This is a genomic window from Coriobacteriia bacterium (assembly GCA_013334745.1).
GTDB lineage: Bacteria > Actinomycetota > Coriobacteriia > Anaerosomatales > JAAXUF01 > JAAXWY01.
The window spans coordinates 1-11,179 of the sequence record JAAXWY010000061.1 but is presented as its reverse complement, the minus strand read 5'-3'; the positions used below and the strand labels follow the sequence as shown (position 1 = coordinate 11,179).

The following is an 11,179-nucleotide window of genomic DNA, read 5'->3' as shown; positions in this document are numbered from 1 at the left end:
ACGTTGCCGTTGGCGTCTTCGAGGGCCAACAGGTCCCGCCTGCGGGAATTCAGCAGGTGGCGGGCCTCGTCGGGAGAGGCCTCGACCCCGAGAACCTCTACGCGATGCAGAACAAGGGCACGTTGCCTGCGCCCGGCACGTTCGGCATCGTCTACACCACCGAGAAGGGCATCGAGTACCTGTTCCGCACGTCGCACTCGGGCACCAATGTCGCCGTGCGCGCCGAGCCGGGCACCGACCTGACGCGGCTGGCCGATGCGATTGAGGATGAGCTGCGTCCCTACGTGCTTGATGCCACGACGCTGCGCGACGACATGCCCAGCTACGCGGGGTTGCAGTCCGAGCTCGATCAGAATCGCATCATGGCGCGCTCGCTGCCGGCGCTCGTTCTCGCCATCAGCTCGATGTCGCTGTTCATCGCGCTTTCGCGGCTGGTGGCTGCGCAGCGCGGCGAGATCGGGCTGGCCAAGGCGCTCGGCTACACCGATGGGCAGATTCTCGCCCACTACCTCACCATCGCGCTGCTCGTGGCAGCGTGCGGGTCGATCCTCGGAGTGATTCTGGGGTTGTGGGGCGCTCAAGGGGTTGCAGCGATGTACGTCTCGATGCTCGGGCTGCCGTTCATGACGAGCGGCTTCTACCCCCTCGTGCCGCTCGTGGCAATCGCGCTCGCCGTCGCCTCGTGCGTGGCCGCCGCCGCGATGCCCGCTTGGCGCTCAGCCCGGCTCGCCCCGGCGATCGCGATGCACTCCGATCCCAACGCCTCGCTCGCAGGCGGGCGCATCCCCGTCCTCGAGCGGCTTCTCTCGCCGATACTGCCGCGGTCGTTCACGTTCCGCGTGCCGTTGCGAAACCTCTTCCGAGCCAAGCGGCGCACGTTCTACACCGTGCTCGGAATCGCCTTCGCGATGGTGCTGTGCGTGGCGACTGTGGCGATGTTCGACTCCATCGACTACATCATGGACAAGGCGTTCACCGACATCGAGCGCTGGGACATCGTGGCCGCCTTCGACGCGCCGTTCGGGGGCGACCGCATCGCCGAGGTCCGTGAGATGGACGGTGTGAAACGCGTACAGGTCGCACTCATGCTGCCGGTCACGATGTCAGCCGGTGGCGCCGATGAAGACGTGCTCATCACCGCGGCACACCCCGACGCCGACTTCCATGGATTCCACCCCGCAGGGGGAGCGGCCCCGTCCGACGCGCTGCTCGCCGGTGACCTCGTGCTGTCGGCGGCGACTGCTCAGCGGCTGGGGGTCACTCCCGGGGAGCGCGTCGAGGTCGATTCGCCGCTCGTCGACGACCCGGTCTCGCTTCGCGTGGGAGCGCTCTCCGACGAGATGCTCGGGCAACCGGCGTTCCTCTCGCTCGATGCGGTTTCGCGGCTCACCGGGACGGCGGCCACGAGCTACAACGCGCTGTATCTCAACGTCGACCCGCAGGCGGCCGATCACATCCGAGACGAGATCTACGATCTTTCGGGAGCCGCGTCGGTGCAGATCAAGGCCGACTACGTCGAGCAGATGCGCACGTGGCTCGAGCTGTTCGACTTCTTCGGGGTGGTGCTCCTGGGCTTTGGGTCGGCGCTTGCGTTCGTCGTGGTGTTCACGACGTTCACCGCGAACGTGACGGAGCGGACGCGCGAGATCGCGACGATGCGCACGATCGGCGAGGACAACGTGCGGCTCACTCTCATGATCACCATCGAGAACCTCGCGATCGCGATCGCCGCAGTCCCGCTGGGGCTCTGGCTCGGAATGATGGCTACGGATGCGATGTTTGGCAGCTTCGACCTCGAGGCGTTCGAGCTCAGCGCACACATCTACCCCGAGAGCATTGTGAAGATCTGTCTGCTGATCCTCGTGGTGGTTCTGCTCTCCGAGATACCCCCGGTGCGCCGCATCTTCCGTCTCGACCTGGCCGAGGCCACCAAGGTGATGGAATAGCGCGACGCCGGCCGCGTGGTGCGACCGGCGTCGTGTCGTGACGGTGGTGCGTAGCGCCTAGTAGTTCTCGGCGAGGATCTCGAAGTACGACTGCGGGTGATGGCAGGCGGGGCACTCGAACGGGGCCTCCGCACCTTCGTACACGAAACCGCAGTTGCGGCACTTCCAGTACACAACGCCGTCCTTCTTGAAGACCTTGAAGCCGTTGACGTTCTCGAGCAGCTCGCGGTAGCGCTTCTCGTGATGCGCTTCGACATCGGCGATTCTGCGGTAGGACTCGGCGATGTCGTCGAAGCCCTCGGCGGCGGCTACGCGGGCGAACTCGGGGTAGAGCTCACTCCACTCCTCGTACTCGCCCTCGGCCGCGGCGAGCAGGTTCTCGGCGGTCGTGCCGATCTTACCGGCGGGGTAGGTCGCCGTGATCTCGGCGGGTCCGCCCTCGAGGTACTTGAAGAAGACCTTCGCGTGCTCCTTCTCGTTGTCGGCCGTCTCGGTGAACAGTGCCGAGATCTGCTCGAAGCCTTCCTTCTTGGCCACCGATGCGAAGTAGGTGTAGCGGTTGAGCGCCTGGCTCTCGCCGGCGAACGACTTGAGCAGATTCAACTCGGTCTGCGTGCCCTTGATGCTCGGCATGCGGGCTCCTTTCGGGTCGGGGACATTCTGTTGTACGTGGGTTAGGTTTTCCCTTCTGGGCGACGCTGAAACCGTATCGCACGTGAAGCAACGCGGATTCGCTGCTCCCTCCACCACTTTCGCATAGCCGAGACGGTCGTGGGGTATTCTCCAAGCAGCGCGTTCGAGCGAGCGCAGCTTGTGTGAGCCACGTCCATATCCGGGCGAAGACGGAGGGGTCCTCTTGGGCAACATCATGTTTCTGCTGCAGCTGCTCGTCGTCATCGGCGCCATCTTCATGGGCGTCCGTATGGGGGGCATGGGGTTGGGAATCTGGGGCGCCGTGGGCGTCGCGGTCCTGGTGTTCGGGTTCCGTCTGGCGCCGGGTTCGACGCCCGGCTCGGCGATGCTCATCATCCTCGCAGTCATCACCGCAGCCTCGGCGATGCAGGCTGCCGGAGGCATCGACTGGATGGTGCGTATCGCGGCCAAGATCATCCGCAAGAACCCCAAGTACATCACGATCATCGCGCCGGTGGTCAGTTACGCGTTCGTGGTGGGGGCGGGGACCAGTAACATCTTCTTCCCGCTCATCCCCGTGATCTACGAGGTCTCCTACGAGAACGGCATCCGGCCCGAGCGTCCGCTCGCACTCTCGACGGTGGCGACCGGATTCGGCATCACTTCAAGCCCTGTGTCCGCTGCGATGGCAGCGATGCTCGCACTCGTCGGCCCCGAAGGCATGACGCTCAATCAGATTCTGATGATCACGATCCCCGCGTCGCTCGTTGCGATTGTTGTGGGCTCGCTCGTATCGATGCGCCTGGGTAAGGACCTCGCCAACGACCCCGTCTACCAGCAGCGTCTGGCCGACGGCCTCGTGAAGCCGCCCCACATGGTTGCGACCGGCGCCGACGGCGCGGCAGTCGCTGAAGAGCCGCTGCCGGCCAGCGCGCGCAACTCGGCCTTCATCTTCCTGGCAGGCGTAGCGTTCGTGATCCTCATCGGCGGTATCCCGGCGCTCAAGCCGATGCTGCCCACCGGCGCCGACGGTGCGCTTGTCCCCATCGACATGACCGTCGCGATTCAGCTGACGATGTTCACGGTCGCACTGCTCATCCTGCTGCTGTGTAAGACGAAGGTCAGCGCGATCTTCAAGCAGCCGGTGTTCTCGGCGGGTGTGACTGCAATCGTGGCGCTGTTCGGTATCGCGTGGCTTGCCAACACGTTCATCAACGCCTACCAGACGCAGATCGTCGCGGCACTTGGCAGTGCGGTGGCGGTGGTGCCGCTCGCGTTCGCGCTGGCGGTCTTCATCATGGCCGCGCTTACAACGAGCCAGTCGGCGACCACCAACACCATCGTGCCCATCGGGCTGGCGCTGCCGGGTCTGGGTGTGGGAGCGATCGTCGCGATGTGGTCGGCGTTGTGCGGCGTGTACTTCCTGCCGGCCAACGGGTCGCAGCTCGCGTGCGTCGAGACCGACCTCACCGGCTCGACCAAGATCGGCAAGTACGTCCTGAACCACTCGTTCATGATCCCGCTGCTCGTGACGACGGTCGTGGCCGTCGGAGTGGGGCTGCTCATCCAGTCTGTCGTGCTCTAGCCATCAACCGTCCGTTAGGAGCATCCCATGCCCGCCGATGAGATCCGCGCCTCTGTTCGCGCCGCGATGCCCACCGTCATCGATGACCTCGGCAAGCTCGTTGGTCACGCATCCTGCGCGTTTCCCGGTTTCCCTGCCGAGCCGGTGCACGCTGCTCGCGCGGAAGTGATCCGCATCATGAAGGACGCCGGGCTCGCCAATGCGGCCGAACTCGACCTCGAGGGTGGCGGCTACCCGGCCGTCTGGGGCGACATCCCCGGACCCGAAGGCGCGCCGACGGTGCTGCTCTACGCGCACTACGACGTGCAGCCGGCGCCGATGGAGCAGGGATGGACCACCGACCCCTTCGTGTTCACCAAGAAGGACGACGGCCGCTACTACGGGCGCGGTGCTGCCGATGACAAGAGCGGTGTGGCGATCCACGCCGGCACGCTCATGGCGTTTGATGGTGCACCGCCCGTGGGCGTGAAGGTCATCATCGAGGGCGAAGAGGAGACAATGTCGCACCTCGAGGCCTACGTCGGGGCGCATCCGGAACGCTTCAAGGCCGACGTGATCATCGTCGCCGACATGGGCAACATCGAGTGCGGGATCCCGGTGCTCACGACGATGCTGCGCGGCCACGTCCAGTGCACGGTGCAGGTCGACACCATCGACCACCCGCTGCACTCCGGCGTGTTCGGCGGTCCGGCTCCCGACGCGCTCATGGCGCTCATCCGCATCCTCGCGTCGCTTCAAGACGACGCCGGTAACCCAGCCGTCGCCGGTGCGATGCAGTTCGACTGGCCCGGCGCCGACTACCCCGAGCCGCTCTACCGCCAGATGGCCGCGATGCTCCCGGGCGTCGATGTGATCGGCGACGACTCGATCGCGACCAAGCTGTGGAGCAAGCCGGTCATCAGCGTCATCGGCATCGACGCGCCGAGTGTCGCCGAGGCGGGCAACGTGCTGATCCCGTCCGCGCGGGCGAAGGTCGCGATGCGCATCGCCCCCGGCGCCGATCCGCGTCATGAGCTCGACCTGCTCGAGGCGCACCTGCGCGCAGCGGCGCCGTGGAACGTGAAGATCGACGTGCAGGACGTCAAGGCGAGCGACGCCTTCAAGGCGCCGACCGGCGGTCCGGGCATGGCGGCGGCTCAGTCGGCACTCGCCGAGGCCTACGGCACCGACGTCTCGCAGGTGGGTAGCGGTGGGTCGATCCCGCTGCTCGAGACGCTCATGAAGGCCTCGCCGGGCGCAGAGTTCATCCTGTGGGGCGCCGAGGACGCACCTGCCAACATCCACGGCGCTAACGAGAGCGTCCACCCCGATGAGATCGAGCGCATGATCGTCGCGCAGGTGCTGCTCATGGAGCGGCTCGCCGAGGGGTAGCGGCCGCTACTGCAGTTCGCCCGCAAGCATCTCCATCAGCAGGTTGTCGTGGAAGGTGCCGTCGGCGCCCTTCTCGTACTCGCGCACCGCGCCGATCGGCTTGAAGCCGACCTTCTTGTACGCAGCGATGGCGCGCACATTGGCGAGTGCGGGGTCGATCGTGATGCGATGGTGTCCGCGCCCCTCGAAGAGGTAGCGGATGACCGTGCGCAGCGTGTCGGTCCCAAGCCCCCGCCCGAGCAGCCGCGCATCGAGCGTGATGTCGATGCTGGCGTGCTTGTAGTACGGGTCCTGCTCCTCGGTGTACATGACGAGGCCCACGAACGCGCCATCGGCCTCGACAGCAAGCGATGTCGTCTCGGGCGTGTCGAGCGCATCGACGCGCAGCCGCGCCATGTCGTAGCCAGGCCACCACTCGGCGACGCCCGGCTGCAGCAGCATGTCGAGCAGCGCCGGCAGATCGTCTTCGGTGAGCGCGCGCAGTGTGACCTGTTCGCCTGTGAGTACCGGGTGATCCATGTCTACGTCTCCGATTCGACCATTGCCGCGAGCTCGCCGGAGGCGAACAGCTCGAGGCAGGCGTGAACGACAGCGGGGTCGTACTTGTTGACCGCCGATGATATCTCCGCGACCGCCTCGGCGATACCCAGTGCCGGCCGATAGGGGCGGTGCGAGGCCATGGCCTCGATGACGTCGGCCACTGCGATGATGCGCGCAGCGGTGAGGATGTCATCGCCCGCAAGTCCGTTCGGGTAGCCCGAGCCGTCGATACGCTCGTGGTGCTGCAACACGATGTCTGCCACCGGCCACGGGAACGAGATGTCCTTGAGGATCTGGTAGCCGGTCTGCGGGTGCTCCTTGATGAGTGCGAACTCGATGTCGGTCAGGCGGCCGGGCTTGGTGAGTATCTCGGCGGGTACGGCGAGCTTGCCGACGTCGTGGACCATCGCCGAGACGGCCACGGCCTCGAGGTCCTCGTCGGGCAGGCCCATCTCGGCGGCGATTGCCTTGGCGATGATCGCGACGCGCTCCTCGTGGCCCTGCGTGTACGGGTCGCGCGCCTCGACGATGCGCCCCATCGCCTCGGTCAGGCTGAAGAGAATGCCCTCGAGTTGCTCGTTGGAGCGCAGGAGGTTGGCCTCCATCTGGGCGCGCACCGTTCGTCCACGAAGCGTGTCGACGCCAAAGGACAGGTCGTTGGCCAGCTCGGCGAGCAGTTCCATTTCGTCGTCATCGAATGAGGATGCGTCCCCGGCCACGAACATAATCGCTCCGAAGCACTCGCCGCTCGAGTAGATGAGCGGGAGGGCCGCCACTGAGGCGTAGCCGCGTGTTGCGGCGAGATCGCGCCACGGAGCGAACATCGGGTCGGAGTCCATGTAGCGCACGACGAAGGGCTTGCCGGTGCGTATCGCGTTGCCGGGAGGTCCGTTATGGGTGATGTCGGCCGCCCAGCTGAACTGCGCCTCGTCGAGATAGCCATCGACGTGACCTGCCGAGGCCATGGGAATGACCGAGCGGTTCTCGTCGTAGCCGGCGTATCCCACCCAGGTCATGCGGAAGCCGCCTTGCTCCACGGCGATAGCACACACGTCCTCAAGCAACCGCTGCTCGTCGTCGGCACGCACGAGCGTCTCGTTACACGCACTCAGAGCGCGCAGGGCACGCGTGGCTCGGCGCAGCCGACGCTCGGCAGAGGTCCGCTCGGTGATGTCGCGCATGATTCCAAGGAGCCTGCCGTCCGGGAGCCGCTTGGCGCTCACTTCGACGAACAGCGTCGACCTATCGTCTCCGCGAGTGATCGCGACTTCCTCAACCAGCGTTGCGCCTATCTCGAGGTGCTCGAAGTCTGGCAGTGACGTGCTCAGCTCTCCGCTAATCACCGCATCGGAGACATTCGAGTGCATGAGTTCCGCGCGCGAGAGCCCGAGCAGTTCGCATCCGCGGTCGTTGACTTCCAGGTATCGCCCACTCTCGTCGGCAACGAAGATCCCGTCACTCGCTTGCTCGATCAGGGCACGAGTGCGCTCTTCGCTCACGCGCAGCGCCATCTCGAGTCGGCGCTTCTCGGTGATGTCACGGAAGAACACCGCGACTCGATTGCGGCCGACGGAGAACGCGTACACCTCAAACGAGCCGGCGATCTTATCGCCGTCGTAGGCGAGCTGCTCGGCTTCCCATGTTCCGCCTTCGCGAGCGACCCGACGGTATGCCTCGGGCGTCTCGGTGCCAACGTTGCCCGGAAACGCTTGTTCGAGAGTTGATCCGACGAGCGCGGAGTGGTCGATTCCGAGCATCTGCTCCGCGCGGTCGTTGAAGCCCATGAACACGAGTCGGTCGTCGGACTCAAGTTCGTAGATGTGCGCACCATACGGCGCGTGGTCCAGGAGCGTCTGCAGACGGTTCTCGCGCTCCAGCCGGTCGGTCTCGGCGATCTTGCGCTCAGCGAGGTTCCACGCCGTGTCAGCGAAGAAGTCGATCATCTCGACGTCGTAGGGCATATAGTCGGTCGGCTTGTTCCCAACTCCGAGGAGCGCGACCACCAGCCCATCCCTGAACACGGGGACGACAAGCTCACGGATCACAGGGGCGTGGCCCTCGGGAAGGCCGTGCTTGGCAGGCACACTCGCGTAGTCGTTGTGGATCACGGGCGCACCCTCGTGCAGGGCTTGGGCCCATACGCCGGCTTCGGTCACCGGGTAATGCGACGAAGCCGTCGGAGCAGCACACGCGCCCTTCAGCGTCCCGCGAGACCAGGTCTGCAGCGAGAGGCTCTGCTGGTCGTGATCGACGAAGTGGAGGAATGCGATTTCGCTTGATGAGAATCGGCACGCCTCTTCAAGAATCTCCTGCAGAAGGTCTTTCATCTCGTGAGTGGATGCGTACTCGTTGAGCCGCAGTCTCGCCTCTGCCAGTGCTGCATGGCGAGAACTCTCGGTCACGTCGCTGGCGACGGCAAGTACGTGCAGGCCGTTCGCCTCCGCATCAAGCGCTCTGAAGTGCCATGAGAGTAGACGGGTCTCCCCGGTCGTATTGATGTGCCAACACTCGGCGGAAGCATCCTTCGACGTACCGACGAAGACGGCATCGACCTCAGAGCAGTCCGACGCGTGACTGGCTGCGTACTCGGGGAATCGACTGCCCACGAGATCCTCGCCGAAGAATTCAAGGCCGGCGCTGTTGAGCCACGTGCACACCTGCCCGGGGCCGAGCTCGCAGATGATTTCGGGCATCGTCTCGAGAATCGCCTCCTGGCGATCTGAGAGCTCCCGAACAGCGTCCCGCGCCTGCATCGCCGCGGCCTGAGCCGCCCTGAATTCAGTCATGTCCTGCGTGGTGTCCAGGATCATCGTGACGACGCCGGACTCATCGCGAGCGAACGGGACGTCTCTGCTGTGGAGCCAGCGCCACTCACCGTCGGCCGCACGCGCTCGAAACACGAGCTCAAGCGTACGATCGTCGCCGGCTGGGAGCGCCTGAAGGGCGGCGTAGTGTGCGACGAGCCCGCCAAGGTCGTCCGGGTGTACGAACCGAGCAAACGCATCCGGGCCAAGATCGCGCAGCTCGTCGGGGGCCAGCCCCAGAAACTCGGACACCTCGTGGTTCACGTAGGTGTAGGCCTGCTTCGAGAAGTCGAAGATGCCGATAAGGCATGGCGCCGTGTCGAGCATACGTCGGAGCAGGATCTCGCCACCCAGATCGGCGGGCGGTGACTTGGTATCCAGACGCGGGTTCATGACCGGTTCCGACCCTTTGCCGACGGCGTCAGGTGCGGGGGGGCTTCAGCGATGAAACGCTGTTGCGATGTCGCTATGGAGAAGCTCACGGTCGCCTCATCCTGCGAACCCCCAGGCATCTCGCCGACAGTCCCCGGCGTCCAACACCACTATCGGCATATGCGACACCCTTCCACACCTCAACGGGGCGTCGCGAAGGGGTTTATACCCACTTTGCGACCTACGTCGCCAAGCGGCCGCTACCGAGTGGCCGTTTGGCCATCAGGTCACGCGCGAGGTCCTCGACGAGCCACAGCGCCCGATTCGTCGGATTGACGCCGGACACGATCGTTCCGCCGTAGCGCACCGGCGTCGCTTCGGTACCGGCCGAGTGCATCTCGCCGCTCCTCAGATCGATGAGGTACGCCGAGTTCTTCTCGCCGCCGTAGAACTGGGAGCGCAGCTTCGACGTCGTCGCGAACTCGATGTCGGCCGGGGCGAAGCCGGTGGTCGACAGACCGATGCTGACGGTGCTCGGGATGTGGTAGCGCAGGGGACGCGGCAGGCTAAAGCGCGACTCGACGAACTCGCGAGCGTCCTCGTGCAGTCGCTCGAAGCCCGCATCGCCCGGCAGCGGCGCGCTCAGGTCGTGTACCCAGAAGTACTCACTCACGGGGAAGAACGGGCCCAGCCCGCGCACCTTGCGCGTAGCGAGCATGCTCAGTCGTCCGATCGATGACGCACCCACCGTGAAGCCCTGCTCGGCGAGGAGCAACGCCATCGCATCGAGTGGGGTTCGTGCGGTCTCGGTCACGGGGCCTCCCGGGCTGCCATCGCAAACGACGCACCTGCCGCGCGCCACATTACGGAACCGTAACCCCCTCGGAGTTGTGTCGCAATGCGCGAGCGCGAGGCTGAGAGAGAGCCGATCGCACCACACGCCTGACAACAGACCCGAGAGCCGCGCCGATCCTGTCGGCCGGACCGAACCGAGAGGAACAGCCATGACCGCCAAGACCCGCCTCGCGCTCGACGTCGCGATGTTCGCAGCGCTTCTCGCAGCGTACAACCCGGCCTGGACCGGCCTTGCCGTTCACGAGTGGCTGAGCATCGCGATCATCGTGCCACTCCTGTTTCACCTGATCATCAACTGGGAGTGGACGGTGCGCGTTGCCAGTACATTCATCGACCGACTGATGCATGCCTCCCGAGTCAACCTCGTGGTCGACATCCTGCTCTTCGTCTCGACCGTCGCCGTCATGCTCTCCGGCCTGATGGTCTCCCAGGTCGCGCTTGCGGCATTCGGACTCGCCGTGACGCCGGGAGCGATCTGGGTCGCGCTGCACGCCGTGACCGCCGACACGACGGTCTTCCTGCTCGGCACGCACTTCGTGCTACACGCCAGCTGGGTGGCGCGCGTCCTTGGTGCCGGGCAGCCGGCGCCGGCGAATCGCCCCACGACCGAGGCCGGCCGATAGAGCCTTGATCCAACCGCCCGCCCCGACCCCAGGAGGAGTCATGTCCCGCTCAAGCGCAGACAGATCGCTCAAGAACGCGGCAGCCGTGATTGTCGCCACCGCACTGACGGCACTTGCCATCTTCGGTGGCGTGCAGGTCGCCGATCTCGCCGTGGGCACGACGACGACCGCTCCGGCTGCCACAGCGATCACGACCGGTGTGGTCTCGACCAGCAACGTCGCGCAGTCGGGCACGCTCGTGTGTCCGCGCACCAACTGCACCGCCTCGACGTGTCACGCCACCACCGGTATGGCGCCCGGTCACTAATACCGCGGGCGCGCTGAGGCGCCCGACACCTGAGAAGGCCCGCACGACACCATCCGCCGCCAGAAGGCCGGCGGACCCCCGGAAGAAGGAGTAGCGAGATGACCGACAGCACCGACACCACCCCCACGCAACCCCTCGAGCCC

Annotated in this window: 9 protein-coding genes; 5 read left to right on the top strand and 4 right to left on the bottom strand. The window is 65.6% G+C overall.

The window, feature by feature from the left end:
- Window positions 1-56: 56 nt before the first annotated feature.
- Window positions 57-1,946 carry an FtsX-like permease family protein gene (locus tag HGB10_11225; GenBank protein NTU72372.1) on the top strand — a complete coding sequence of 630 codons (1,890 nt, stop codon included), beginning with the start codon at window positions 57-59 and terminating at the stop codon, window positions 1,944-1,946.
- Window positions 1,947-2,003: 57 nt separating this feature from the next.
- On the opposite strand, the gene HGB10_11220 is transcribed toward HGB10_11225, so the two are convergent.
- Window positions 2,004-2,579 carry a rubrerythrin family protein gene (locus tag HGB10_11220; GenBank protein ID NTU72371.1) on the bottom strand — a complete coding sequence of 192 codons (576 nt, stop codon included), beginning with the start codon at window positions 2,577-2,579 and terminating at the stop codon, window positions 2,004-2,006.
- A gap of 235 nt (window positions 2,580-2,814) precedes the next feature.
- Between HGB10_11220 and HGB10_11215 the strand changes: the two genes are divergently transcribed.
- Complete coding sequence (locus HGB10_11215; GenBank protein NTU72370.1) at window positions 2,815-4,164, top strand: anaerobic C4-dicarboxylate transporter; 1,350 nt, start codon at window positions 2,815-2,817, stop codon at window positions 4,162-4,164.
- A gap of 27 nt (window positions 4,165-4,191) precedes the next feature.
- Window positions 4,192-5,535 (top strand): M20/M25/M40 family metallo-hydrolase, encoded by a 1,344-nt coding sequence (locus HGB10_11210; protein NTU72369.1) that lies wholly within the window; start codon window positions 4,192-4,194, stop codon window positions 5,533-5,535.
- Window positions 5,536-5,541: 6 nt separating this feature from the next.
- Here the strand turns inward: HGB10_11210 and HGB10_11205 are convergent, their stop codons facing one another.
- From HGB10_11205 to HGB10_11195, 3 genes are all read right to left on the bottom strand, one after another.
- Window positions 5,542-6,054: a GNAT family N-acetyltransferase gene (locus tag HGB10_11205; GenBank protein ID NTU72368.1), complete on the bottom strand. Its 513-nt coding sequence runs from the start codon at window positions 6,052-6,054 to the stop codon at window positions 5,542-5,544.
- Window positions 6,055-6,056: 2 nt separating this feature from the next.
- Entirely contained in the window at window positions 6,057-9,272 is a 3,216-nt protein-coding gene (locus HGB10_11200; protein ID NTU72367.1) for a GAF domain-containing protein, read from the bottom strand.
- A gap of 220 nt (window positions 9,273-9,492) precedes the next feature.
- Window positions 9,493-10,065 (bottom strand): hypothetical protein, encoded by a 573-nt coding sequence (locus tag HGB10_11195; GenBank protein NTU72366.1) that lies wholly within the window; start codon window positions 10,063-10,065, stop codon window positions 9,493-9,495.
- A gap of 190 nt (window positions 10,066-10,255) precedes the next feature.
- On the opposite strand from HGB10_11195, the gene HGB10_11190 reads away from it, so the two are divergent.
- On the top strand, window positions 10,256-10,729 hold the full coding sequence (locus HGB10_11190) for a DUF4405 domain-containing protein (protein ID NTU72365.1): 474 nt from the start codon (window positions 10,256-10,258) through the stop codon (window positions 10,727-10,729).
- 40 nt (window positions 10,730-10,769) lie between these two features.
- The gene (locus HGB10_11185) at window positions 10,770-11,036 is read left to right on the top strand and encodes a hypothetical protein (protein NTU72364.1); all 267 of its coding nucleotides are present in this window, start codon (window positions 10,770-10,772) and stop codon (window positions 11,034-11,036) included.
- Window positions 11,037-11,179: the final 143 nt, after the last annotated feature.

Bases quoted from the DNA above. Each gene is read 5' to 3' on its own strand.
- HGB10_11220 (NTU72371.1), bottom strand. From the start codon at position 2,579: ATGCCGAGCATCAAGGGCACGCAGACCGAGTTGAATCTGCTCAAGTCG.
- HGB10_11215 (NTU72370.1), top strand. From the start codon at position 2,815: ATGTTTCTGCTGCAGCTGCTCGTCGTCATCGGCGCCATCTTCATGGGC.
- HGB10_11210 (NTU72369.1), top strand. From the start codon at position 4,192: ATGCCCGCCGATGAGATCCGCGCCTCTGTTCGCGCCGCGATGCCCACC.
- HGB10_11205 (NTU72368.1), bottom strand. From the start codon at position 6,054: ATGGATCACCCGGTACTCACAGGCGAACAGGTCACACTGCGCGCGCTC.
- HGB10_11200 (NTU72367.1), bottom strand. From the start codon at position 9,272: ATGAACCCGCGTCTGGATACCAAGTCACCGCCCGCCGATCTGGGTGGC.
- HGB10_11190 (NTU72365.1), top strand. From the start codon at position 10,256: ATGACCGCCAAGACCCGCCTCGCGCTCGACGTCGCGATGTTCGCAGCG.
- HGB10_11185 (NTU72364.1), top strand. From the start codon at position 10,770: ATGTCCCGCTCAAGCGCAGACAGATCGCTCAAGAACGCGGCAGCCGTG.